The organism is Ruminococcus sp. AM42-11 (genome assembly GCF_003480145.1).
GTDB lineage: Bacteria > Bacillota > Clostridia > Lachnospirales > Lachnospiraceae > Blautia_A > Blautia_A faecis.
Genome location: NZ_QUIO01000043.1, coordinates 1 through 24,284, shown reverse-complemented (window position 1 = coordinate 24,284; position 24,284 = coordinate 1). Strand labels below are relative to the sequence as shown.

At 42.2% G+C, this 24,284-nt stretch carries 23 protein-coding genes and 1 pseudogene; 17 read left to right on the top strand and 7 right to left on the bottom strand.

The genetic code is table 11. The features are described 5' to 3' along the window. Positions 1–92 precede the first annotated feature (92 nt). From DW904_RS18760 to DW904_RS18745, 4 genes are all read right to left on the bottom strand, one after another. Positions 93–2,264 (bottom strand): glycoside hydrolase family 3 C-terminal domain-containing protein, encoded by a 2,172-nt coding sequence (locus tag DW904_RS18760; RefSeq protein ID WP_118583556.1) that lies wholly within the window; start codon positions 2,262–2,264, stop codon positions 93–95. Between the two features lie 134 nt (positions 2,265–2,398). Further along, entirely contained in the window at positions 2,399–3,253 is an 855-nt protein-coding gene (locus DW904_RS18755) for a carbohydrate ABC transporter permease (protein WP_118583554.1), read from the bottom strand. A 12-nt stretch (positions 3,254–3,265) separates the two neighbouring features. Further along, entirely contained in the window at positions 3,266–4,153 is an 888-nt protein-coding gene (locus tag DW904_RS18750) for a sugar ABC transporter permease (RefSeq protein ID WP_118583552.1), read from the bottom strand. Between the two features lie 217 nt (positions 4,154–4,370). Then, positions 4,371–5,663, bottom strand: a complete 1,293-nt coding sequence (locus tag DW904_RS18745) for an extracellular solute-binding protein (RefSeq protein WP_118583550.1) — start codon at positions 5,661–5,663, stop codon at positions 4,371–4,373. A 420-nt stretch (positions 5,664–6,083) separates the two neighbouring features. On the opposite strand from DW904_RS18745, the gene DW904_RS18740 reads away from it, so the two are divergent. The 3 genes from DW904_RS18740 (at position 6,084) to DW904_RS18730 (ending at position 8,991) form a co-directional block, all read left to right on the top strand. After that, the gene (locus tag DW904_RS18740; protein ID WP_118583548.1) at positions 6,084–6,983 is read left to right on the top strand and encodes an AraC family transcriptional regulator; all 900 of its coding nucleotides are present in this window, start codon (positions 6,084–6,086) and stop codon (positions 6,981–6,983) included. A gap of 420 nt (positions 6,984–7,403) precedes the next feature. Further along, positions 7,404–8,258: an alpha/beta hydrolase gene (locus DW904_RS18735; protein ID WP_118583547.1), complete on the top strand. Its 855-nt coding sequence runs from the start codon at positions 7,404–7,406 to the stop codon at positions 8,256–8,258. A gap of 259 nt (positions 8,259–8,517) precedes the next feature. Next, the gene (locus DW904_RS18730; protein ID WP_118583545.1) at positions 8,518–8,991 is read left to right on the top strand and encodes a hypothetical protein; all 474 of its coding nucleotides are present in this window, start codon (positions 8,518–8,520) and stop codon (positions 8,989–8,991) included. 433 nt (positions 8,992–9,424) lie between these two features. On the opposite strand, the gene DW904_RS18725 is transcribed toward DW904_RS18730, so the two are convergent. After that, the gene (locus DW904_RS18725; protein WP_118583543.1) at positions 9,425–9,724 is read right to left on the bottom strand and encodes a hypothetical protein; all 300 of its coding nucleotides are present in this window, start codon (positions 9,722–9,724) and stop codon (positions 9,425–9,427) included. A 123-nt stretch (positions 9,725–9,847) separates the two neighbouring features. Here DW904_RS18725 and DW904_RS18720 point away from each other — a divergent pair, with 123 nt between their 5' ends. From DW904_RS18720 to DW904_RS18685, 8 genes are all read left to right on the top strand, one after another. Beyond that, complete coding sequence (locus tag DW904_RS18720; RefSeq protein WP_118583541.1) at positions 9,848–10,519, top strand: GntR family transcriptional regulator; 672 nt, start codon at positions 9,848–9,850, stop codon at positions 10,517–10,519. Between the two features lie 304 nt (positions 10,520–10,823). Continuing rightward, positions 10,824–11,912 carry an ABC transporter substrate-binding protein gene (locus DW904_RS18715; RefSeq protein ID WP_118583539.1) on the top strand — a complete coding sequence of 363 codons (1,089 nt, stop codon included), beginning with the start codon at positions 10,824–10,826 and terminating at the stop codon, positions 11,910–11,912. 72 nt (positions 11,913–11,984) lie between these two features. Next, positions 11,985–13,499, top strand: a complete 1,515-nt coding sequence (locus tag DW904_RS18710) for a sugar ABC transporter ATP-binding protein (RefSeq protein WP_118583537.1) — start codon at positions 11,985–11,987, stop codon at positions 13,497–13,499. Beyond that, positions 13,489–14,001 carry an ABC transporter permease gene (locus DW904_RS24660; protein ID WP_118583535.1) on the top strand — a complete coding sequence of 171 codons (513 nt, stop codon included), beginning with the start codon at positions 13,489–13,491 and terminating at the stop codon, positions 13,999–14,001. Before DW904_RS18710 ends, DW904_RS24660 begins: the two co-directional genes overlap by 11 nt. Beyond that, on the top strand, positions 13,974–14,462 hold the full coding sequence (locus tag DW904_RS24655; protein WP_118583533.1) for a hypothetical protein: 489 nt from the start codon (positions 13,974–13,976) through the stop codon (positions 14,460–14,462). The genes DW904_RS24660 and DW904_RS24655 overlap by 28 nt, the downstream gene beginning before the upstream one ends. Before the next feature lie 10 nt (positions 14,463–14,472). Next, the gene (locus DW904_RS18695) at positions 14,473–15,447 is read left to right on the top strand and encodes an ABC transporter permease (RefSeq protein ID WP_118583531.1); all 975 of its coding nucleotides are present in this window, start codon (positions 14,473–14,475) and stop codon (positions 15,445–15,447) included. A gap of 17 nt (positions 15,448–15,464) precedes the next feature. Further along, positions 15,465–16,484 (top strand): hypothetical protein, encoded by a 1,020-nt coding sequence (locus tag DW904_RS18690; protein WP_118583529.1) that lies wholly within the window; start codon positions 15,465–15,467, stop codon positions 16,482–16,484. A gap of 48 nt (positions 16,485–16,532) precedes the next feature. Next, complete coding sequence (locus tag DW904_RS18685; RefSeq protein WP_118583527.1) at positions 16,533–17,600, top strand: MBL fold metallo-hydrolase; 1,068 nt, start codon at positions 16,533–16,535, stop codon at positions 17,598–17,600. 64 nt (positions 17,601–17,664) lie between these two features. Here DW904_RS18685 and DW904_RS18680 read toward each other — a convergent pair whose 3' ends face one another. Continuing rightward, positions 17,665–17,880: a PTS ascorbate transporter subunit IIC gene (locus tag DW904_RS18680; RefSeq protein ID WP_118583525.1), complete on the bottom strand. Its 216-nt coding sequence runs from the start codon at positions 17,878–17,880 to the stop codon at positions 17,665–17,667. After that, positions 17,880–18,898, bottom strand: a pseudogene (locus DW904_RS18675) (SPFH domain-containing protein). Before DW904_RS18675 ends, DW904_RS18680 begins: the two are co-directional and overlap by 1 nt. Positions 18,899–19,098: 200 nt before the next feature. Here DW904_RS18675 and DW904_RS18670 point away from each other — a divergent pair. From DW904_RS18670 to DW904_RS18645, 6 genes are all read left to right on the top strand, one after another. Beyond that, positions 19,099–20,238, top strand: coding sequence for a helix-turn-helix domain-containing protein (locus DW904_RS18670; protein ID WP_118583523.1), 1,140 nt, complete (start codon positions 19,099–19,101; stop codon positions 20,236–20,238). A 29-nt stretch (positions 20,239–20,267) separates the two neighbouring features. Next, positions 20,268–20,372, top strand: a complete 105-nt coding sequence (locus DW904_RS18665; protein ID WP_295262299.1) for a glycerate kinase — start codon at positions 20,268–20,270, stop codon at positions 20,370–20,372. Then, complete coding sequence (locus DW904_RS18660) at positions 20,369–21,226, top strand: transporter substrate-binding domain-containing protein (protein WP_118583521.1); 858 nt, start codon at positions 20,369–20,371, stop codon at positions 21,224–21,226. Before DW904_RS18665 ends, DW904_RS18660 begins: the two co-directional genes overlap by 4 nt. A 123-nt stretch (positions 21,227–21,349) precedes the next feature. Further along, complete coding sequence (locus tag DW904_RS18655; protein ID WP_118583519.1) at positions 21,350–22,141, top strand: amino acid ABC transporter permease; 792 nt, start codon at positions 21,350–21,352, stop codon at positions 22,139–22,141. Further along, the gene (locus tag DW904_RS18650) at positions 22,141–22,884 is read left to right on the top strand and encodes an amino acid ABC transporter ATP-binding protein (protein WP_118583574.1); all 744 of its coding nucleotides are present in this window, start codon (positions 22,141–22,143) and stop codon (positions 22,882–22,884) included. Before DW904_RS18655 ends, DW904_RS18650 begins: the two co-directional genes overlap by 1 nt. Positions 22,885–23,042: 158 nt before the next feature. Beyond that, positions 23,043–23,882 (top strand): S1-like domain-containing RNA-binding protein, encoded by an 840-nt coding sequence (locus DW904_RS18645; protein ID WP_118583517.1) that lies wholly within the window; start codon positions 23,043–23,045, stop codon positions 23,880–23,882. Positions 23,883–24,284 lie beyond the last annotated feature (402 nt).

The window sequence follows — 24,284 nt, the reverse complement described above, 5'->3', positions numbered from 1 at the left end:
TAGGTATGAATGGCGGTTACTTAATATTCGATGCTTTTAAAGGAGGAAAAATATAAGACGAACAACTAAGATAGTAGTTCGCCTTATAAAGATTATTTACTATATTCAATTTCCACTGGTTTCACACCTGCAAGTTCCATACTTCTCTTGTCCGGCTGTGTACAGCCAACGTAAATATGGAAGTGGCTGCCGTCCTCTGTTCTTGCTCCAGTTTCATCTACTACGGTGAAGGCCTTTGGAGCAATGGAAAGTGTGACGGTTTTTGTTTCGCCTGCTTTCAGGAAAACAGGAGTGAAAGCAGCAAGCTCCGGGTTTGGAACGGCCAGAGAAGAATCTGCATTCTTTATGTAAACCTGAACCACATCCCGGGTATCAATTGCGCCCTGGTTGGTGACAGTGGCCTGGATTGTAACTGGTGCTGCTGTGGTATTAGTGCCGCTTTCGAAACCTGCCTTGCCGGAAACACTTGTACCATTTGTGTCGGCTGCGCTGTTTTCACTGACAACTGCATCTGTCACTACTACCTTCCCATAAGTCAATCCATATCCAAATGGGAACTGCGCCTTATTCTCCATATAGCGGTAAGTACGTCCCTTCATGGCATAATCTGTAAAATCCGGAAGCTCTTCCAGGGTATTGTAGAAGGTCACTGGTAATTTGCCGGATGGGGAGACATCTCCGAACAGTACTCTTGCGGCGGCTTTTCCACCTTCAGCACCTGGGTACCACAGAACCATCACTGCATCAAAATGTTCTTCTGCATAAGAAAGATCAATGTCACTTCCTGCCATCAAGCAAAGAACAACCGGTTTGCCGGATTCAGCCATGGCTTCCATCAGATCCAGCTGAACCTGTGGAAGCTGCAAGGTCTCTTTGTCACCGGAAGCATAGCTGTTTCCGGTATCTCCTTCTTCACCCTCCAGCGTTTCATCAAGTCCTACACAGAGGATTACCACATCACTGTTTGCGGCAACAATCTTGGCCTCGGCCAGTCGGTCCTGGGTAAGTGCCAGATGCTCAGTACGGTCGCGGAAAAGATCACAGCCCACGGAAGCAAGCACCCGGACATCGCTTCCGGCAGCGCTAAGATAATCCTGAATGCCTTCCTGAATGGTACAATAACGGGATGCGGTACCGTGATAGTTTCCTACCAGTGCCGCGCGGCTGTCTGCATTTGGTCCCACGATTCCAATGGTTTTGATCTTCTCTTTCTGTAATGGCAGGATTCCGTTGTTTTTCAGAAGCACGAAGCTTTCTTCGGCGGCTTTTCTGGAAAGTGCCAGATGCTCCGGGGATTCTACCTCTGAATATGGAATCTTGTCATATTCTGTTTCTTCAAATAATCCCAGCATATATCTGGTTGTGAAAAGACGGATCGCAGATTCTGTGATAGTTTCTTCTGAAATCAGCCCTTTTTCATAAGCTTTCAAAATATGAAGATAAGTGTTTCCACAGTTCAGATCGCAGCCGTTGTTTAAGGCAAGAGCAGCCGATTCAGCGGGTGTGCTGGTTACCATGTGGTGCTCATGGAAGTCTTTGATCGCCCAGCAGTCGGAAACGAAATATCCCTGGAAGCTCCAGTCACCGCGCAGCTTTTTCTGAAGAGTAGGACTTCCGCAGCAAGGTTCGCCGTTAGTGCGGTTGTAAGCACCCATGAAGCCTTCCACGTCTGCTTCTTTTGCCAAGGCTTCAAAAGCCGGCAGGTAGGTTCCTTCCATATCCTTCGGGGTAGCAATGGCGTCAAATTCATGGCGGATCGCTTCCGGTCCTGAGTGGACTGCAAAGTGTTTCGCGCAGGCAGCGGCTTTTATAACTTCTCCATCACCCTGGAGTCCTTTTACAAAGGAAACACCCAGCTCTTTGGTAAGATAAGGATCTTCACCATAGGTTTCATGTCCTCGTCCCCATCTGGGATCGCGAAAAATATTTACGTTTGGGGACCAGAAAGTAAGCCCTTTGTAAATATCACGGTCCTCTTCCTGGGAATAAGCATTGTATTTGGCGCGGCCTTCAGTGGCAGTCACATCTGCGATTTCCTCTAGAAGCTCTGTGTCAAAAGTAGCTCCAAGGCCGATTGCCTGTGGGAAAACAGTTGCCTGGCCGGCGCGTGCGACTCCGTGGAGAGCTTCGTTCCACCAGTTGTAAGCCGGGATGCCCAGTCGCTTGATCGCCGGAGCGTCATAACGCAGCTGGCTTGCTTTTTCCTCCAAAGTCATCTGATTGACCAGTTCGGTCGCTTTTTTTCTAGCCTCTTCTCTGTTCATAATGTTTCTCCTGTTGTTGTCATAAATTCATGGTGACTATAAAACACAATGTTAAATCGGGGTATATAAACTCTGTGACCTGCACAAATACAGGTCACAAAGTTTAGTAAATGAAAAGGTTTCAATGTTATGTATCATCCCTTGACTGCACCTGTGGTAAGACCTTCTACGATCTGGTTACTGAACAGGGAGTAAACAACGACTGTAGGTGCGATTGCGATAATGATCGCAGCAAACATCTGCACATAGTTGGTTGCGTAAGGCCCAACGAAATAGGTTAGTGTAACCGGCAGTGTCTTTTTCATAGGATCGGAAATAAATACCATGGCGAGAAGCAGCTCGTTCCAGTTGTTGATGAAGGTCATCAGTCCGGATACGAAGAAACCGGTTCTGCAAAGTGGCAGTGCGATCCGGAAAAAGCAGCCATAGATTCCGCAGCCGTCAATGGCAGCCGCCTCAAACATTTCCCCGGGCATGGAGCGGAAAAATCCGGTAAGCAGGAAAATGGTCATTGGCAGGGAAAAAGTGATGTAAGGAATCATCAGTCCGCCCTGTGAGTTGGTAAGGCCAAGCTTTGCAAATCTTACAAAAAGAGGAATCAGAACACAATGTACTGGAACCATCATTCCGATGAGGAAGAAGGTGTGCATAAATTCTGATAATTTCCAGCGCATTCTGGCGATGGCGAAAGCGGCCATAGCGCCGAAGAACAGGCTGATGATCAGCGTGACACCGCAGACCAGAACAGAGTTTACCAGCGCAGTACCAAGTTTTCCCATCTGCCAGGCCTGCTGATAGTTTTCGAAATGGAACACATCCGGCAGGGAAAATGGTGCTGACATAACGCCAGCGTTATCTTTCAAAGATACGGATAACATCCACAGAAGTGGTGCCAGATAAACAACTGCCAGGATCACCAGCAGGATATAAACCACTACGATTACCGGTTTTACCGGCTTTTTTGTAGCTTTTACTTTTACGTTGCTCATTTTCCCACCTCCTTATGACTCGTAAGTTTCGACTTTGATGACTTTCTTTACCAGAAGAGTTACCAGCAGGCAGAGCACCAGGAGCACCACGGAAATGGCGCTGGCGTAGCCATATTTGAAATAGTTGAAACCTTCTGCGTAAAGCTCAGTTGCAAGGACTTCTGTTCTGTGGTTCGGACCACCCTGGGTCATGTTGTAAACCAGGTCGAAGAATTTCAGGGAACCGATACAGTTCAGGGAAAGGGAAGTAATCATCATTGGTTTGATCAGCGGAAGGGTAATGTAGCGGAATGCTTTTACCTTTGACGCACCGTCTATATAGGAAGCTTCATAAATGTCACGGGAAATTCCGGTGATCTGTGCCATATAAAGCATCATGTTCTGACCAAGGTACTGCCACAGGGCAACAAATGCGATAACCCACATGGGAAGTACAATAAATCCGGTAGAGTCCATCAGCCACAGAGGTCCTTCAATGCCGAATTTGGCAAGAAGATTGTTGATACCGATTCTCGGATTGAAAAGGAAAGACCAGAGAAGTCCAAGTGCTGCTGAGGAAAGTACGCATGGAAGATAATAAATGTTCTTGAAAATGTTGCGGCCTTTCGGGATGTTGGTGAGCATAACAGCAAGTAAAAGACCGAAGATCTGCTGTGTGACTGCTGAAAAGATCATGAAAAAGATGGAGTTTTTCAGGGCAATACGGAATGTGGCGTCACCGAAAAACAGTTTCTTATAGTTTTTTAATCCCACAAATTCAGGGGGTGTAAGTGCTGCGTAATCGCAGAGTGAGTAGTAAACCATTTGTATCGTCGGGATGATCAGGACCAGAAGGAACATGATCAGCGCCGGGGCGATAAATACGAAAATGGCTTTTTTGTCGCGCAGAATTTTATCCATAATATCTCCTTCCGTCAAATGTGTGCGGTTTTACTACTAAAGAAAACCGAATGATAGCAAAGAATAAGCCGTTGTCTGCATGAGTATCGTATTGATTTTGGTGGGCTCGCTGACTGGCGATAACCTTTTTAGTAAAAAGACTGCCGCGGAACATGCCTTAGTCCGTTCCGCGGCAGCCATGTGCCTGGGTTTATAACTTATTTTTATAAGGGAGGATTTATTCCCAAACGTTCTCCTCATAGAATGTCTGTACGGTCTGGAATGCTTCTTCAGGTGTCTGGTTGCCAAGGAAGATATCAACCATTGCGTTATCGAAGCAGTCACCAGCTTCTACAGATGCAAGGGACTCATTGTAGAATCCGAATGTACCAGTTGCCTTTGCCATGATATCCTGAACGTATTTCAGCTGTGCAGGAGCTTTGTCATAGTCGATATCAAGGTCTTTGATGATTGGGAACTTGCCGCCGACTTCTGCTGTGTATTTCTGAGCTGTTTCGTCTGTGAACATCTTCATAAGAGCGATAGCTGCGTCCTGATGCTCTGTTGTGGAGCTCATCAGAAGGTTATCAGTTTTAACAATCATACGGTTCGGGTCGTTAGCACCGTCGATTCCAGGGAACTGGAAGACACCACATTTGGACTCGAAGTCTGGATTGTTGCCGTTGATCTGTGCGATTGCCCAGGAACCCTGAACCAGCATAGCTGCTTCGCCGTTATAGAAAGCTGCTGTAGCCTGGTCATTGGAATCTCCAGCTGCTGTAGCCTGGAAATACTGGGAAAGGTCTTTTAACTTAGTGCCTGCTTCAATGCAGTTCTCATCGGTCCAGTTAGCGGTATGGTCTGCGATAGCTGCAAGGTCAACGCCCTGACGGTCACACAGATAACCGGCGATCATGGATAAGCACCATGCGGTACCAGCGGAGCAGGAGATTGGTGTGTAGCCGGCATCCTGAAGCTTCTGGCATGCAGCGATCAGTTCGTCGTATGTGGTAGGAACTTCTACGCCAGCATCTGCGAACATCTCGGTGTTATAGTAAACGCAGGCTGCTGCGAAGTTGGTAGGAACTGCCATGATCTTTCCGTCATAAGTCATTCTTTCGAAAATACCATCTGTAAAGGATGCGTACCAGTCAGCTTCCTGATTCTCAAGGATATCGGTAAGGTCAGCTGCTGCACCTGCATTTACATATACGTCCATGTTTGGACCAGGGTTGCAGATGTAAACATCCGGTGTCTGTCCGGCTGCGATCAGTGCGTTCAGCTTGCCATCGTACTCTTCCAGGTTGGTGGTGATCGGAGTTACGTGATATTTGCCATCGTACTCTTCGTTGAAACGATCAATGACTTCTTTGTAACCCTTGGAAATAAGATCTTCCGTAGCTTCCAGGTCATCCCAGAACATCCATGTGATTTCTTCAACATCATCAGCATAAACCGGTACAGATGTAACCAGTGTTCCAGCTGCCATTGCTGCAGCCATTAATATTGAAAGTGCTCGTTTCTTGTTCATATTGAACCTCCTTTTAAAAATTTAGATCTCGTATTTGGTAATTCTTACTATAGCAGAGATTGCCTGGGTTTTCTTTCTAATTCTTGTTTGTTTACTATCAATTATTGCTATCTAAAATTGTACAAAAACAAGTACATGTCAAAGTATATAATTTAAAACATAGAAAATTATGCAATATAGACAAAGATAAACGATACTTATTTAGATTTAAAATATAAATTTGGCTATATATTGATAAAAAAAGCAACATTTGATACAATACAAACATATTGAAAAACGCAATATTTGAGAACTAAATGACAATATTTGATACTGACCGTCGGAAAATGATATATGTTGGGAAAATTCAAACACGCTCTGGTAAAAGGGTGAAACTCAGGAGCATTATAATAAGAATATACAGGGAAGGAGCATGGGGAAATGATACATAAGCTTAGTGGAATACATGAAACAGTAGATTTCCGGGAAGATGAGCAGGTTTGTCTCTATTATAATGATGAATACGAGAATTACCCACCGCACTGGCATACCTCCTTCGAGGTACTTATGCCAATCGTAAATGGCTATAAGGCACTGTGCGGTGGAAAGGAATACAATCTGCGTGAGGGGGATGTGCTGATTATCGGTCCGTGTATGCTTCATGAGCTTTTTGCTCCGGAAAGCGGAGAGCGGATTATTTTTCAGCCGTGTCTGAACAATATTTCTACCAAGGAGCTGAACTTGCTTACTATGATTATAACCCCGGCTACTTTGATTACACCGGAGGGGTATCCGCAGATTTATGAAAAAGTAAAAACGCTTATGCTGGAAATCAAAGAGGAATATTTCGGTGAGTCTCCCTATCTGGAAACTATGATTATTTCGAAATTCCTTGAGATTCTTACATGCGTTGGAAGACAGCGTGTAAATGCACATACTGTAGCGGGACAGCAGAAGGAAAACGGAGCAAACAGCAGGCAGAAGGAATATGTGGAGAAGTTTATCCTGGTTACAGATTATATTAACAATCATTTTGCGGAAGATTTGAGCCTGGAGGGAGTGGCTTCCCAGGCAGGATTCAGTAAGTATCATTTTTCCAGGTTGTTTAAGCAGTATACAGATTCTACTTTTTATAAGTATTTGAATCAGAAGAGAATTGAATTTGCAAAAACGTTGCTGCAGGATCCAGGAGTGAGTGTGACGGAGGTGGCATTTAAATCGGGGTTTTCCAGCCTGTCGGCGTTTCTTCGGATGTTTAAGCTGATGAATAATTGTACGCCTACGGAGTTAGGGAGATGTATGACAGGACGAAGATGGGGAACTAGAGCGTGTTTGAAATAGCAGGTGTCAATTTTATTTAGGTATTGATTTCTTATAGGAAGAAAATTATTATGGCATTAGAGCCTGTTTGAAAAAGCATTATTGCAAACTGCACGCCAAAATTGTGACGCACGTCTTACAGAAAGCTTTTTTCCAAACATGCTTTAGGGGATAAGCTGGTTATTCCTGACATTATAAAATGATATGAGTGTCAAAAGGTCTTTTGACACTCATTTGATACCCGGATTGCTACGCAGCTACGCTGCTCCCGCAATCCTCCAAATATTCGAAATCCGCTGATTTACTGCGTAAATCGCTACTTTCTCATATTTGGCGTGTCCCAAGTTCAAAAGCCTTATCGTGCAAGCACGAACAGCTTTTTGACCTTTTGACACTAGTATCATAAAATGAACGAAATATATACAACAGGAGGCTCGCGAAATGATTCACGAAAAAATAGAAATCCAATTGAAAGATTCTGAGTTTAAAGCAAATTTATTTACATATTTCCTGGATAATTCCCCGGAGATCGAGCCGGAGAGAAAGAGATCGGTTGTGCTGATCTGTCCTGGCGGCGGCTATCAGATGACTTCTGACAGAGAGGCAGAAGCTCTTGCTGTCAGATTTATGGCAATGGGCTATCATGCTGCGATTTTGCGCTACAGCGTTGCTCCGGCACGTTTCCCGGAGGCGCTTCTTCAGCTGGCTACAGCAGTTGCAATGCTCCGTGAAAATGCAGAAAAATGGCATATTGATACAGAGAAGATCGTAGTCCAGGGTTCTTCTGCTGGTGGACATCTGGCGGCAAGCCTTGGTGTATTCTGGAACAAGCCCTTTGTTGCAGAAGCTTTGGGCATGGACTCCGAAAAGTTTCGCCCCAATGGGCTTATGCTCAGCTATCCGGTAATCACTTCTGGCGAGAAAGCACATAAGGGTTCTTTTGAAAGCGTTCTGGGAGAGGATTATGCAGATGAAGAGAAACGCAGATTCCTGTCCCTGGAATATAATGTTACGAAGGATACCCCGTCGACTTTCCTGTGGCATACAGCACCGGATGATACTGTACCGGTAGAGAACTCCCTGCTGTTTTTCCAGGCACTTCACGCTCTGGATATTCCGGCAGAATTGCATATTTATCCAGTGGGCAGTCATGGTCTGGGACTTGCCACTGCAGAAACAGCATGCCCCAATGGCTATGGAATCCAGGCAGAATGTGAGAGCTGGATTCAGCTTGCCGGTGACTGGATGAAGCACCTGTTTGAAGCGAAGGAAGTCGTAAAGGCACCTTGGGAATAAAAAGATGGGGTGTTGGTGAAATTTCCACAGTTGGTAAGAATATGAAAGTAATAGAAAATATAGATTAGGTGAGTAGAAGCTTTAAAGTCCGTTGCCTTGGGGATTCCCAGACAGTGGACTTTTTTCCTGTTCTGAAATGTGTTGCTGCAAATCATGCGTGGCGTGATTATAGCACAGAACAAAATGTACTTCAAGTATTGTTTTTACATTATTTTGCTGATATACTTTTTTTATCTTAAATATACGGGAGGTGAAAGAAATGTTGACGAAAGAAGATCTACAGGCGATTGCAGGATTGTTGGTGCCCATTGAGACACGGATTGGGAATTTGGAAAGCCGTTTCGATAATTTGGAAAGCCGCTTCGACAAGTTGGAAAGCCGCTTCGATAATTTGGAAAGCCGCTTTGACAGCTTAGAAACTCGCGTTGACAACTTCGAAAGCGAAACCAAGAGGCGCTTTGAGAATCTGGAAGCGAACTTGCGCAGCGTAGACAAGCATGTATGTGAATTGGATGCATCAGTATCAGAATTGCAAAGAAGTGTAAAAGAACTCTGGCTTCATGTGGAGAACACTACAGACTGGAAGCTTCAGGTTGTAGCAGAGAATCATTCCAATCTTTTACAAAAGCTGGAAGAACAACAAAAGAGATGGGAAACGCAGGAAAGACTTTTATTTTACGTGAACAAACATGAGAAAGACATCACCGCGATAAAGCAGAGGCTGTGTATGTGATTGACAGAACCATTCATACATAAGAATGGCTGTAGAAATACTCTCAGAAAAAATGAAATATAAAAAGCAGTAGAAAACAAAATAGAAAAACGAAACAGAAAAATACACATAGAGAAAGTAAATTGAAAATAATATACTGTTTTACAGAAAATACTAAAATACAAAAGATAAATTAACACAAAGAACGAATAAAATAAGCTTAACAATTATAAGCATTAAATACTATAGAGTATCCGGAAAGTTATTGCCCTTTGCGCACGAATAGATAAAAGCGGGGAGTACAGCACTGTTGTTATAACATCTGTACTCCCTGCTTTGTTTACTATGAAAATCCTGTGCGGCAGGCAGAATGCCTTTTTAAATAAGCAGGAATCATGAGATATCCAGTTCCGGCGGCTCATCCATAGTGTCGGAAACATATTTCCCGTTTTTCTTACGCTGCCGGATTCACTGCTGTACAAAAAGGATTTACCCAATAAAAGCCGTCATCCTTCAGTGTGCCCATATAATTACCAAACAAGGTAAGAACCTGAGCTTCCTGAGGCTTCAGTACTTTTAATCCAAGAAATGGAATCCATCCCAAAGATAACCAGATGAATCCGACTGCAGCCATTGGAATACAGTAAAAGGTGGAACCGATTATAGCAAGTGCTGTTGCTGCCACATACAACAAAATGAAGAGAATCATCATTGCCATACCATTCTTCTTACTGCTTAAAACTTTTTCCTGCATAATAAACCTCCCTAGTATTTTGAAAAAAATGTAGTTGACAAATAAACACAATTATAGTACTCTAAAAATATAAATTGTATACAAAAATACATCAATGTAAACAATGGGAGGAGCTTAGAACCAATGGCAATTAGTAGGGTAAATACAACTGAATTACGGGTTCAGGTTTATAATTATTTGGTGGATCAAATTTTGAACGGGGATTTAAAACCGGGAGATAGTATAGCGGAGTCGAAATTAGCCAGTGAATTTAATATCAGTAGAACCCCGGTCAGAGAAGCTGTACGACAGTTGGCAGCAAGTGGTATTTTGGAAAGCAAACCGAATTGCAATACGACTGTCGCCAAGTGGAATGATGAAAAAATTCTTCAATTGGAAATTGTCCGGACGGATATGGAGAATCTGGCAGCTAAGCTTGCAATTATTTATGGAAATAACAGTGAGTTTCAGGAAATGCATAAATTTAGTAGTGCATGTTATGAGGCGGGGAAAAATAATAATATAGTAGATTTATTAAAGTCTGACAGTGCTTTTCATATGGAGATTGCGAAGATTGCAAAAAATGATTTGTTGTATAAATTTTTGCGAGAGGTGCATGATCAGATTCAGTTTTTACTGTGTTGGAGAAAGGATTTTTTAATTTCGGCAGATAAACAGTATATGCAGCATGAACAGATTATTGAGGCATTAAAGAAACGTGATGAGAAAGAAGTTTTAAGATTGCTGACTCATCATAACAGACATGCATTTAAAGTTGATGATACTAATTTCTTTGAATCCGAATTTTTTTTATAAATACAGAAATTATAATTAAAAAAGCTAATGACTCATAAGATTACGACCTTGAAATGTAGCGACAATAAAAGCAAGTACTGATAGTTATAGAATCTATTAGTATTTGCTTTTTATCTATCTAAAAAAGAGATAAACTTAGTAAAATTTAGTGTTGAGAAAATGTTACTAATTACAGTGAAGAAAAGTGTGCAAAATAACAAAATTGTATACAATTTTGTTATTTTGAATTGACATGTAAGAAAATGTATACTATAATAACACTATCAAAAACAACAGAACAAAAAATGTATTGGAGGAAAAATCTATGAAGAAACGGGTAATTAGTTGTTTGGTAACGGGATGTCTTGCACTTTCTATGATGGCCACCAGCGTCTGGGCGGGAGATGCGGAAACTGCAGACACAAAGGAGGCAAAAGAATTTGATATGACTAACGTGCCAGAAGGTGGCTACACAGTTGCTCTTTGTAATTTCTCATTGGGAAATACTTGGCGCGTTCAGATGGAGAAAACATTTGAACAGCAGGCTGAAATGTACAAAGAGATGGGCTTAATCAAAGAGTACTATACTACTAATTCTGACGGTGATACTTCACAGCAAGTATCTGATATGCAGGATCTGGTTACAAAGGGTGTAGATATCATCTGCCTTACTGCTGCATCTCCAACAGCATTAATTCCAGCTGTTGATGATGCAATGGATGCAGGCGTTACAGTTATTTCCTTTGACGCAGGTGTTGATACAGATAATGTTACAGCTTCCTTAACAGTTGATAATTATGACTTTGGTGCAAAAGATGCAGAATGGCTTGGTGAGCAACTGGATGGAAAGGGCAAGATCGTTATTCTTGCAGGACAAGCTGGATCTAAGAATGCAGAGCTTCGTGTACAGGGCGCACAGGAAATTCTGGAAGAGAAATATCCAGATATTGAGACAATTTCCCTGAATTATTGTGATTATGATTATGCAACAGCAAAGACAGCAATTGAATCTCTTCTTTCTGCACATGATGATATTGATGGAATCCTTTCCCTGGGCGGCGCTATGAGCCGTGCATGTATCGATGCATTAGAAGCTGCTGATCGTGAACTGGTGCCGATTACAGGTGAGGCAAATAATGGATTCTTGAAAATGTGGAAAGAAAGACAGGCTGATGGATTTACCAGTTGCTGTCCAATCTCTCCAAGTACTTCCGGAGCAGATGCCCTGGATCTTGGTTTAACTGCAATCACTGGCGGAGATTTTGAGAAAGTAAATGTTTATGATATTGCTCCTGTTACGGATGAGACTCTTGATGATTTCGTAAGAGTAGACCTAGATGATAACTACTGGGCACCAACAATTCTGAATGAAGATACATTGCAGGAAATGTATGGCTCAGGCGCAGCAGAATAAGGCGGATTTAAAACAAATCACAGCAGGATGGGTTTAAAAGCCCACCTGCTGTCTTAGAAAAGGAGTACATATATGGATCGTGAATATTTAACACTGGAGCATATAGAAAAATCCTTTGGCGGTAACCGGGCACTGAAAGATGTAAGCTTTTCCGTAAAAAAGGGAACTGTACATGTGTTGGCAGGAGAGAATGGAGCTGGAAAGAGCACCGTTTTAAAAATTTTATGCGGAAATTACCATGCAGATTCCGGAGAAATTTACTTGGAGGGCAACAAAATCGTTGCTGCGAATCCAAGACAGGCACAGGATCTTGGAATAGCCATGGTATATCAAGAGCTTACGCTGGTAAGCGAGCTGACCGTTGAAGAAAATCTTTTCCTTTCTATAGAGCCAAAGAATAAATTCGGTTTAATTGACAGAAAAGAAGTAAGAAAACGTATTTTTGCCTTGATGGATGAATATGACATTCATATCAATCCAAAGGCAATTGCTGGCAGATTATCTGTTGCAGAACAGCAAATGGCTGAAATTCTGAAAGTCTTATTAAAAAATCCTCAGATTATTATTTTAGACGAGCCAACATCTTCCCTGCAAAGTGAAGAAGTGGTTAAGTTATTTAATATTGTACGAAATTTAGTAAAAAAAGAGAAAACAATCATTTTTATTTCACATAGAATGGAAGAAGTTTTTGAAATCGGAGATTATGTAACTGTATTCAAGGATGGAACCTTTGTTGGAACTCGTAAGATTTCTGAAATTGATGTTGATGAACTGATTAAGATGATGGTTGGAAGACCATTGACTCAGATCTACCCTAAGAAATCAGAAATGGTAGAGGACACAGTTTTACTTGAGGTTAAAAATCTGAAATCAGAGAAATTAAATGATGTTTCCTTCCAGCTTCATAAAGGAGAAATCCTGGGGATTGCTGGTCTTCAAGGTCATGGACAGACAGAATTGCTGGATGCAATTAGCGGTGTGCATAAGCTTACACAAGGAACTATTAAAGTTAATGGAAAAGAGGCAAAAATTAAAAATGCAAAACAAGCATTGGATAATGGAATTGCCCTGGTTCCCTGCGATCGTAAAAACGAAGGTTTGATGTTGATTCTTCCAATCCAGCAGAATTTAGCACTCTGTTCATTAGATAAGCGCTCAAAAGCAGGTTTCATTAACCTAAAAGAAGAGCAGAAATTTGCAGAAGAAACCCGTAAAAGCCTAAAAATCAAACTTCATAATCTTAATGATCCAGTTTCCAGCCTTAGTGGAGGAAATCAGCAGAAGATTGTTCTTGGAAAAGAACTTGGAACAGATCCTAAAATAATGCTATTCAATGATCCAACAAGAGGAATTGATGTTGAAGCTAAGAGTGATTTCTATAACATTATGAGAAAACAGGCTACTGAAGGAATCGGTGTAGTTTTGTGTTCCAGTGACATGATGGAAATTATTGGCATGAGTGACCGCGTACTTGTAATGTATGAGGGCAGAATTACTGGTGAGCTTCAGAAAGATGAATTAAGCGAAGAATTAATAATGAAGAAGTCAATGGGAATTGTAGAGGAGGTGGCAGAAAGTGATAAATAAGGTGAAAGATTTGCTGAAAGATCAAGATTTTATGCACCGTTATGCAAGTGTGATTTTTGCGGGATTGTTCCTTTTGGCATTTAATATTCTGGCGATTGCTATGAATTCTACGTTTCTGTCACTAAGAAATGTTAACCGATTGATTGAAGCAGCATTTCCGTTAATGATGGTTGCTTTTGGACAGACAATTTGTCTTTTGATTGGAGGAATTGATATTTCTTTGGGGTCTATTGTTTCTTTGACAAATGTTGTCTGTATTACATTCATTAATGTTGATTCTGAATTTGGATGGATACCTGGAATTTTAGCAGCAATAGTTTGTGGATTTCTGTGTGGGGCGTTAAATGGATTTATTACACAGCAATTCCATATTCCAGCACTGATTGTAACCATATCCATGTCAATTGTGTATGCTGGTTTGGCACTATTTATTATGCCTGTTCCTGGCGGTATGATGCATATGGGGTTCTATAAATTATTAAATTTAAATTTTTTGATGTAATCCCGAACAGTATTATTCTAATTTTTATTATTCTGGTAATTGTAAGAACAATTACAAACAGAACTGCGTTTGGAAAAGCTGTCCGTGCAATGGGAGGAAATGTTCAGTCTGCGTATTCGGCTGGAATTAATATTAAGAAAACAGAAATACTTGCATTTGGTTTATCTGGATTACTGTGTGGACTTGGTGGAATTTATATGGCGGTATATATTAATTCGGGAGATCCTACAATTGGAACTGGAATGCAGATGAATGCTATTTCCGCATCTGTAATTGGTGGTGTATCTATGGTAGGAGCGAATGGTGATCTGATTGGAACTATGTTTGGAGTGTTCATTTTTACTTTAATCAGTAACCTACTGAATCTGAATGGTATTTCAACTAACTATCAGTTCTTGATCAAAGGCTTCATTTTGATTGTAGCGCTGGCAATTAGTTCAATACGGAATCGTGAAGAGTGAGGTGACATAAATGGGTGAGGCAAATGCTGTGAAAAAAAATAATTTCATACAGATGTTAATGCGTCCGCAAGTACTAGTGTATGTGATTCTGATTATTATGCTGATTATAGCCAATATTGTGTCGCCAGGATATCTGAAGGGAAAACACTTACTGAGTATGCTGAGAATTGCAGCATTTCTTGGAATTGTATGTATTGGACAAAATCTTGTAATTTTAATTGGCGGTATTGATATGGGTGTTCCCTATGTCATTATGATTGGTAATGTTATTGGTGCGGAGATTCTTAAGGGTCAGGATTCTAATATTGGAAAAGCGCTGGTTGCAGTTATTTTAGCTGGTGCAATTATAGGTATTATTGAAAGTATTGGAATTAATTACTTTAAGATAAATGCATTTATCATGACATTGGGAATGGGAATTATTGTTGAAGGTGTTGCGATGGTAACGACAGGAGGAGCTCCGAAAGGTTCTTCTTCGCCAATGCTTACTAAGCTTACCTCAATGAATACCATTGGTGGAATTTCTGGAATTATTATTATTTGGGTAATTGTATCGGCTATATTTATTATTGTTATGAAATATACGAAATTTGGCCGTTATGTATATGCGTTGGGAGCTAATTCAACTGGAGCAAGATTTTCAGGTGTTCATACAAAGAAAATCAGGGCACTGGTATATATAGTATCTCCGATCGTGTGTGCATTCGTAGGATTTATGTTGGTTGGCTATACTGGAACGACCTATTTGGAGGTCGGTGACAGTTATGATCCATCTAATATTGCTGCAGTTATTCTTGGGGGTACAGCAGTTACAGGGGGACGTGGAAGCTATGTTGGAACTATCGCAGGTGTCTTGATTATGACGATATTGACAGATTTCCTTACCATTCTTAATGTAAATGAAGCAATTCGTACTATGGTAAACGGAATCGTTCTGATTGTGCTGCTGATTGCTTATTCCAGGAATAATACAAAAGATGTATAAGAAAGCTGGTGAATAGTATGAATTTTAAAATAGTTCATGAAAAATATTGTCCAGGAGTTTATGGGGCAGGAAAAGTTGTTCGGAATCAGAAAGAATGGATTGCATTTGTATCAGAATTGGAAGGGACTGGAGTTATTGATCTAGTTGATCCGGATACTTTTGAAACTGTCTGTGCCAGTACAGCACCTGGCGGGGGAATGAATATTGTGCCATTGAAGGAAAATGGGGAGTTCCTTTGTATTCAGAAGTTTTTTCCTGTGTTTAAGTCTGAAGGTGCAGATGTAGTTTGGGGCTATGAGGATGAAAACGGCTATCATACAAAAGAGGTATTGCAGCTTCCATTTTTGCACAGAATCGAAGTGGTTCAGATTCGAAATGAGGATTACCTCATGTGTGCAACATTGTGCAAAACAAAGGAATATATTGATGACTGGAGTTATTCAGGAAGTGTTTATGTTGGTAAAATTAATTATGAGGAACGTTCAATAGGTGAATTGCAGGTTGTTTATACTGATATTTTCCAGAATCATGGTTTGACTAAACTTGAAAATCAAGGAGGAATCCTTATTGCTGGAAAGAATGGAGTACACCGTTTAGTGCCACCGGCAGTAGAGAATGATGAGTGGGAAATTATTGAAGAAATCACAGACCCCACAAGTGATTGTGTCGCAGTAGATATCGATGGAGATGGGGAATTTGAGTATGGCACAATCACTCCATTCCATGGCGAAGATTTTAATATTTATAAAAAAATAGATGGGAAATTTAAGAAAATTTATACACTTCCGGGAACTCATAAATTTGGACATGCCATTTGGGGCGGTATTTTTAATGGCAAGCCGGCATTTATTGTGGGATTCCGAGATGCGGGAAAAGAGCTTATTTTGGTTGAGCAAAATGAAGAAAAGATTGAAGATCATTTGATTGATGCTAATCTTGGACCGGCAAATGTAACTGTAATACCTCATAAACAAGGAGATCTTATCTGTGCGGCAAACAGACAGACAGACCGTTACACTGTTTACTGTGCAGAATGATAATAACAAATAACTTAAAATAAATGAAAGCGTAAAGGAGAAAAAAATATGGGTAATGAAGTGGAAAAAACAGATGGAAGAGGTTTAGTATCTGGAAAATGGATCAGAACAAACAGAGAGATGACAAGAGAGCGTTGGATTCTTGAGTCTTTTCCAGAGTGGGGAACATTTTTAAATCAGCATATTGAGAACTATGAAGTGCCAAAGGGAGAAGTTGCTCTTTGGTGGTGTGGTGGTCCTTCATGGGTTCTGAAGACAGATGAAGGAGGTATTTTCCTTATTGACCAGTGGTGTGGACCATCTCACTATACGACAATTGATTATTGTGGTGTGTGTAAGCAGAACGGTGCAGCAAGTATGAACTGGCTTCGCCTGAATCCACAGGTAATTGATCCATTTTCATTTAATAGAGTAGATGGAGTTTTCTGTACACATGTACATAATGATCATTGTGATATTTATACTGTTAAAGGAACTATGCAGACAACAGATGCTAAATATGTAGCTCCGCCAGAAACTGTAAAGAGATTAAAAGAATTTGAGGTTCCGGATGACAGAATTATTACTGCGCATGTAGGCGAAAGCATTAAAATGGCAGGAGCAGAAATTGTATTCCTGAAAAACTATGATGATTGCGCAACAAAAACTGGAGATGGTCCTGCACAGCCATACGATGAGGTTGCAACTTCCTTCCTGTTCAAAACATCTGCTGGAAATATCTTATTCTTGGGAGATACCTGGTATAATGATGGATATGTTGCAATTGGCCAGAAGTATGATATTGATGTTGCTATTTTTGATATCGGTTGGAACGAGCCGGGTGCATTTGATAAGATGACACCTTATGATGGTGCGAGACTTGGAAAAGCATTAAAAGCAAAGGTTCTTATCCCAGATCATTGGGAGAACTGGGCAAACTCTTCTTCAGATCCGGATATGCTGGTAAGACAGTTCGAGGACCTGTGTGCAGATTGCTGCCCAGAGTGCAAAACTGTTATTATGCGTTGCGCTGGACAGTTCAACTATCCATCAGATCAGGACATCAAACGTTACAGATATCCAAGTCAGAAAGAAAACTTCCGTTTGGAGCATTCTATTTACGGAAAAGAGGCATAATAAGTAGTAAGCAGAGGGGCTGGTCATTTAGACCAGCCCCTCTGCTTACTACTTATTTTATAATTCACTCAATATCCAGTTCTGGCGGCTCATCCATAGTGTCGGAAACATATTTCCCATTCTTCTTACGCTGTCGGACGCATTCAGTAAGCAGATATTCGATCTGACCGTTGACGGAGCGGAAATCATCTTCTGCCCAGGCGGCAATCTGGTCATAAAGCTTGGCGGAAAGCCTGAGCGGAATCTGTTTCTTGGGCCGGGTGTCTTTTGTCTCAGCCATTAGTACAGACTGCCGGAATTAACCACCGGCTGGGCATCGTGATTGCCGCACAGCACTACGAGAAGATTGGAAACCATGGCAGCCTTCCGCTCCTCGTCAAGTTCTACCACATTGTTTTCATTCAATCGCTCTAATGCCATTTCTACCATACCAACAGCACCGTCTACGATCATCTTTCTTGCGTCGATGATAGCGGAAGCCTGCTGTCTCTGCAGCATAACCGCTGCGATTTCAGGTGCATAAGCAAGATAAGTAATACGTGCTTCGATAATCTCCAGACCAGCCTCAGCAACCTTCTGCTGAATTTCATCGCGGATACGTCCGGCTACGATTTCACTGGAACCGCGAAGGCTTCCCTCATCTGCAACTCCGTCACCTGTAGTGTCCACATTTGGCGCTACATCATAAGGATAGATGCGGACAATATTTCGAAGGGCACTGTCACACTGTAAAGAAAGATATTCCTTATAATTGTCTACATTGAAAACTGCTTTCGCTGTATCAGTAACGCGCCACATAACTGCGATTCCGATCTCTACAGGATTACCCAGGCAGTCGTTGATCTTCTGACGGTTGTTATTCAGAGTCATGATCTTCAGGGAAATCTTTTTGTTTACATAAGTAGAACTGGCAGAAGTGGCTGTTCCTGTGGCTGCAAGCGTGAAAACGGACTTGGCAGCATTTCCACCGTCTACGTCGCCGCTCTGGTTCAATTTCGTCTTCGCAGCGGGGTTTACAGCGGTGCAAAATGGATTTACCCAGTAGAAGCCGTCGTTCTTCAAGGTTCCCACATATTTGCCGAATAAGGTGAGTACAAGGGCTTCCTGCGGCTTCAGCACTTTAAGGCCAAGGAACGGGATCCATCCAAGTGAAGCCCAGATGATACCGATGACCATAAGGGAAATCTGTTCGAAGCTGCGCCGAATATTACAGCGGCTGCGGCCACGGCATAGAGCAGAATAAACAGCACCATCATTCCCATACCATTTTTCTTGTTGTCCAAAACTTTTTCTTTCATAGCAATCCTCCTGATAATGAAAATTATCTTTTGCAAGATATAAATATGATATCATTTAGATATCAAAATGTCAATACATACAAGAGAGTTATAGAAAATTTTTCGCTTTTTTCCAGGTAAACAAATCGTCGATTGACGAAAATCCACATTTTAGTGTATATAAGAGAGTAACGCAAAAGAATTATGGAGGATATCATATAGTGGACACAAAAAGGTTTGGGGCATTTATTTCGGAAAGAAGAAAAGAGCATCATATGACACAGGCCGATCTTGCCGGAAAAGTCGGAGTGACGGATAAGGCGGTCAGCCGTTGGGAGCGGGGACTTGGATTTCCGGATATTAATACAATGGAACCATTGGCTGAGGCACTGGATGTATCACTTTTGGAGCTGATGCGATCAGAAATGCAGACAATCGAAGGGGCTAACGTGAAAAAAGATGAGGCAGCAGAAAAAGATGGGACAGTAGAAATGAATGAAGCAGCAGAAAAAAACGGGATGGCAGAAAAGAGAGAGAAAGCAGAGAAAAAATACACGTCTGCAGAGGTGACTGAGATGATGCAATCAATGGAAGAAATACGAAAACAGCAACAGCATCAGGATAAAATCGCAGGCTATCTTGCGATACCGGTAATTCTGCTCATTGTGGCTGTGTTTAAATTCTCTGGTCATGCAAACCTTGGCGGTGCGTTATTTGCCGGGCTTCTTGGCGCGGGAGCTGCTGTGAGTGGATATTATCTGTGGGTGAATCGGGAAGATAAGGAAAGCAAAAGAATTTATGGATTTTTTACAATCACTCTGACCGGCATATTTTTCACAATATGTTCTTTCCTGGTTCCTGACGGATTCTGGGAACAACATAGACAGGAAGCAAGTCTCATCACATGTCTGGTGAATCTGGCGATTGTGATATACGCATTTGGATTTGCAGTAAAGAGAATGTGCAAGGAAAAAAAGAACCCGGTACTTATTGCTGTTGTGGTGGTTCTGGAGATTTTGATAACGGCGTGGACTTTACATGGCTTTGCTGCCAGGTCCATAGAAAATGCCATGGGAACCAGCAAGGGGGATGTGGCAGAACAGTACGCAACACAGCTGTTGCTCAATGAAAAAAATCTTGAAGAAGACTGGATACGGGGATATAGTTATGTTCAGATTGATCTGCATCCGGATATCTACCGTGTAGGTTTTTCCTATTATGCAGATCAAAAAGACGCAGAAGCGGGAAAAGAAAGCATATATGGCTATGATATTCAGGTGGATTCTGATTATAAAATTACGATAAAAGAAGGAAGTTCTGCAATTGGAATGGATTTGTGGAGTGAAAAAATAGAAGGGTAGATCGTATTTGAAAAACGGGAGAAAAGAACATGAAAGTAGTAATTGCAATTGATTCATTCAAAGGGAGCATGAGTTCTATAGAAGCGGGTGAAGCTGCCGCAGCAGGCATTCGGAAAGTATATTCGGAAGCATGAAGAAGAGCTATTTATGGAGAAAAATGACAAGTGGTCTTATGGCAGCAGCTGTTACCGTGACAGCAATGCCGGGACTTGGACTTACAATGGTACAGGCAGAAGAGAAGAAAACATTAAAGGTAGCAATGGAGTGCAGCTATGCACCATACAACTGGACACAGCCAGATGATTCCAACGGAGCTGTTCCCATTTCCGGAAGCTCTGATTACGCATATGGATACGACGTTATGATGGCGAAAAAAATCTGTGACGAGCTGGGATACGATCTGGAAATCGTGAAACTGGACTGGGATTCCCTGGTACCGGCTGTCCAGTCTGGAAAAGTTGACTGCGTAATCGCAGGTCAGTCCATTACATCCGAACGTCAGCAGATGGTAGATTTCACAGAGCCATATTACTATGCATCCATTATTACCCTGGTAAAAAGTGACGGCGATTATGCAGATGCAAAAAGTGTGGCAGATCTGAAGGGTGTTACCTGTACTTCCCAGCAGAACACTATCTGGTATGATTCCTGCCTGCCGCAGATTGAAGACGCAAACATCCTTCCTGCACAGGAAAGTGCACCGGCCATGCTGGTTGCCCTGGAATCCGGAAAATGTGACGCCGTTGTAACGGATATGCCTACCGGAATGGCTGCCTGCGTAGCTTATCCGGATTTCAAGCTTCTTGATTTCTCCGGCACAGACGGTGATTTTGAAGTATCCGACGAAGATATTAACATCGGTATTTCCGTACAGAAAGGCAACACTGAGCTTCTGGATGCCTTAAACAGCGTGCTGGATAAAATGACAGAGGACGATTACACCGAAATGATGGACGAGGCAATTTCCGTACAGCCACTGTCTGAGTGATGAAACTGCTCGACCTGTGAAACATAAAGTATAAAATACATGTCCGGGTATGAATTTAATAAAAAGATATGTGTGAAGAATTCCGAACAAACATGTACATATGTAAGATAGGAGATAAAAACTATGCTTCCTGAAACCTTCTGGGGCCGGATCCAGTATCTGCTCCAGCAATACGGTTCCTCCTTTTTGTCAGGAGCCGGAAATACAATGATCATAGCCATTGTAGGCACCTTTTTAGGGTGCCTTATTGGCTTTATAGTTGGAATTATTCAAACAATTCCTGTAGATAAACGGGACTCCGCCGTTAAAAAGACACTGGTTGGATTTCTCAAATTTATTATGGCATGCTACGTGGAATTTTTCCGTGGCACCCCAATGATGGTACAGGCCATGTTTATCTATTACGGAAGTGCTTACCTGTTCAATATCAACATGTCCATGTGGTTTGCGGCATTTTTCGTAGTATCTATCAATACCGGAGCCTACATGGCAGAAACTGTCCGAGGCGGAATCCTTTCTGTTGACGAAGGTCAGACAGAAGCTGCAAAAGCAATCGGAATGACGCATGTACAGACTATGATGAACGTAATCCTTCCACAGGCATTGCGCAACATCATGCCTCAGATTGGCAACAACCTGATCATCAATATCAAGGATACCTGCGTTCTTTCCATTATTGGAATTGTAGAACTTTTCTACACAACAAAAGGCGTAGCCGGAGCCTATTATACTTACTTTGAATCCTTTACCATCGCTATGGTAATGTACTTTATCCTTACTTTTGTATGCTCCAGACTGCTCCGCTTGCTGGAACACAAGATGGAAGGTCCGCAGAATTATGACCTTGCCACAACGGATACACTGGCTCACACAAGTGGTCTGTATTCCTACCCTAAGAAGAAGGAGGAGAAATGATCATGAGTGAAAAAATCCTTGAAGTCAAGCATCTGGGAAAAGCATTTGGCAGCAATCAGGTACTGAGAGATATTGATTTTTCCGTAAGCCCGGGAGATGTGACGTGTATTATCGGACCGTCCGGTTCTGGTAAATCCACGCTTCTTCGCTGCCTGAATATGCTGGAAACTCCATCCACCGGAGAAATCAATTATCATGGAACTGACATCACCAGTAAGAACGTGAACGTTCCGGAATACCGTTCAAAGGTAGGTATGGTGTTCCAGAATTTTAACCTTTTTAACAACATGACTGCTCTGAAAAACTGCACCGTAGGTCAGGTAAAGGTTTTGAAAAAGAGCAAAGAAGAGGCAGAGAAAAAAGCTTTGTATTATCTGGAAAAAGTAGGTATGGCGCCGTACATCAACGCCAAACCCAAACAGCTTTCCGGAGGCCAGAAACAGCGTGTGGCAATTGCAAGAGCTCTTGCCATGGAGCCGGAAATCCTTCTTTTCGACGAGCCAACCTCCGCGCTGGATCCCCAGATGGTAGGCGAGGTTCTGGAGGTTATGAGAGACCTTGCACACGAAGGCCTGACCATGATCATCGTTACTCATGAGATGGCATTTGCCCGTGATGTTTCCAAGAGAGTGATTTTCATGGCAAATGGTGTCATCGTAGAAGATCGCCCGCCGAAGGAACTGTTTGAGAATCCGAAAGACCCGCTGACAAAAGATTTCCTGAGCCGCTTCCGCAATGCATGAGCCGGAAAGCCGCTTTGCAGATGGGGATTCTGCATTTTTTATCCTTACTTCAATAAGTTAATGTTCACAGTGGCGGTAAATGTGTGCTATACTGGACAATAGATTGGGAAGCTACTGAGAAATTTTATATTTAACCGTAATTGAATTAAGGAGAATCCATGATTGAAATAGGAAAAAAACAGAAGCTTATTGTGGCAAAGACCGTAGATTTCGGTGTTTACCTTGCAGAAGATAAAAATGCAGGCCAGGAAGACAGAGTGCTTCTTCCTGTGAAACAGGTTCCGGAGGGAACCAGAGAGGGCGATACTTTGGACGTATTTATTTACAAAGATTCCAGAGACCGTCTTATTGCAACCACCAGAGAACCGCTTCTCCAGGTTGGCCAGACTGCAGTTCTGAAAGTCCTTCAGGTAACCAAGATCGGTGCCTTTCTGGATTGGGGCTTAGAGAAAGATCTGCTCCTTCCATACCATGAGCAGACCAGCCGTGTGCGGGAAGGACAGGAGTGTCTGGTAGCTCTCTATGTGGACAAGAGCAGCCGCCTCTGTGCCACCATGAAGGTATACCATTACCTTTCTACCAGAACCCCATATGTAACAGGTGATTCCGTAAAAGGCCGTGTCTACGAGATCAGCGATCGTTTCGGTGTTTTCGTAGCTGTTGATGACAAATATTCCGCCCTGATTCCAGCCAGAGAAGCCAGCGGCAAATACCGCCCGGGCGAAGTCCTCGACCTTCGCGTTTCTGAGGTGAAAGAGGATGGCAAGATGAACGTCACAGACCGTCAGAAAGCCTACATCCAGATTAACGAAGATGCCGAGAGCGTCCTTAGCATAATCGAAGAATTCGCCGGCGTCCTCCCCTTCGATGACAAAGCCTCACCAGAAGTGATCAAACGCGAATTCGGTCTCAGCAAGAATGCCTTTAAACGTGCTGTGGGACACCTTCTGAAAGAAGGTAAAATTGAGATTAAGGACAAACGCATCTACAAGAAATAATGGAATCTGATACACCCTTTATTGGAAAATAATAAAACCTGCATACCATATTGGAATACCCAAAATATGGTATGCAGGTTTTTTCTCTAAAACACGAACGGGTGTTTACCGGGGCTTGAACTTGTGTTAAACTATTTATTAATCATACTTGCTATTTAATGTGTTGGTCGTTATTCCGGACGCGATTTCACAATGTATATTCACCGCCGCGCGTCGCAACGTTTCGGCAAGCTAATGACTAACTACGACTAAGACGCTCAGGAAAGCCTTCGCGCCTAAGTCTCCGTAAGTCATGGATCTCGCCTCCACTAAAACCGCTCCTAAAATGCGCGGCTTGCGAATATACATTGCAAAATCGCTGGTTACTGGAAAGGGAAGAAAGAAACAGTAACGACAACAACG

Bases quoted from the DNA above. Each gene is read 5' to 3' on its own strand.
- DW904_RS18760 (WP_118583556.1), bottom strand. From the start codon at position 2,264: ATGAACAGAGAAGAGGCTAGAAAAAAAGCGACCGAACTGGTCAATCAG.
- DW904_RS18755 (WP_118583554.1), bottom strand. From the start codon at position 3,253: ATGAGCAACGTAAAAGTAAAAGCTACAAAAAAGCCGGTAAAACCGGTA.
- DW904_RS18750 (WP_118583552.1), bottom strand. From the start codon at position 4,153: ATGGATAAAATTCTGCGCGACAAAAAAGCCATTTTCGTATTTATCGCC.
- DW904_RS18745 (WP_118583550.1), bottom strand. From the start codon at position 5,663: ATGAACAAGAAACGAGCACTTTCAATATTAATGGCTGCAGCAATGGCA.
- DW904_RS18740 (WP_118583548.1), top strand. From the start codon at position 6,084: ATGATACATAAGCTTAGTGGAATACATGAAACAGTAGATTTCCGGGAA.
- DW904_RS18735 (WP_118583547.1), top strand. From the start codon at position 7,404: ATGATTCACGAAAAAATAGAAATCCAATTGAAAGATTCTGAGTTTAAA.
- DW904_RS18730 (WP_118583545.1), top strand. From the start codon at position 8,518: ATGTTGACGAAAGAAGATCTACAGGCGATTGCAGGATTGTTGGTGCCC.
- DW904_RS18725 (WP_118583543.1), bottom strand. From the start codon at position 9,724: ATGCAGGAAAAAGTTTTAAGCAGTAAGAAGAATGGTATGGCAATGATG.
- DW904_RS18720 (WP_118583541.1), top strand. From the start codon at position 9,848: ATGGCAATTAGTAGGGTAAATACAACTGAATTACGGGTTCAGGTTTAT.
- DW904_RS18715 (WP_118583539.1), top strand. From the start codon at position 10,824: ATGAAGAAACGGGTAATTAGTTGTTTGGTAACGGGATGTCTTGCACTT.
- DW904_RS18710 (WP_118583537.1), top strand. From the start codon at position 11,985: ATGGATCGTGAATATTTAACACTGGAGCATATAGAAAAATCCTTTGGC.
- DW904_RS18695 (WP_118583531.1), top strand. From the start codon at position 14,473: ATGGGTGAGGCAAATGCTGTGAAAAAAAATAATTTCATACAGATGTTA.
- DW904_RS18690 (WP_118583529.1), top strand. From the start codon at position 15,465: ATGAATTTTAAAATAGTTCATGAAAAATATTGTCCAGGAGTTTATGGG.
- DW904_RS18685 (WP_118583527.1), top strand. From the start codon at position 16,533: ATGGGTAATGAAGTGGAAAAAACAGATGGAAGAGGTTTAGTATCTGGA.
- DW904_RS18680 (WP_118583525.1), bottom strand. From the start codon at position 17,880: ATGGCTGAGACAAAAGACACCCGGCCCAAGAAACAGATTCCGCTCAGG.
- DW904_RS18665 (WP_295262299.1), top strand. From the start codon at position 20,268: ATGAAAGTAGTAATTGCAATTGATTCATTCAAAGGGAGCATGAGTTCT.
- DW904_RS18660 (WP_118583521.1), top strand. From the start codon at position 20,369: ATGAAGAAGAGCTATTTATGGAGAAAAATGACAAGTGGTCTTATGGCA.
- DW904_RS18655 (WP_118583519.1), top strand. From the start codon at position 21,350: ATGCTTCCTGAAACCTTCTGGGGCCGGATCCAGTATCTGCTCCAGCAA.
- DW904_RS18645 (WP_118583517.1), top strand. From the start codon at position 23,043: ATGATTGAAATAGGAAAAAAACAGAAGCTTATTGTGGCAAAGACCGTA.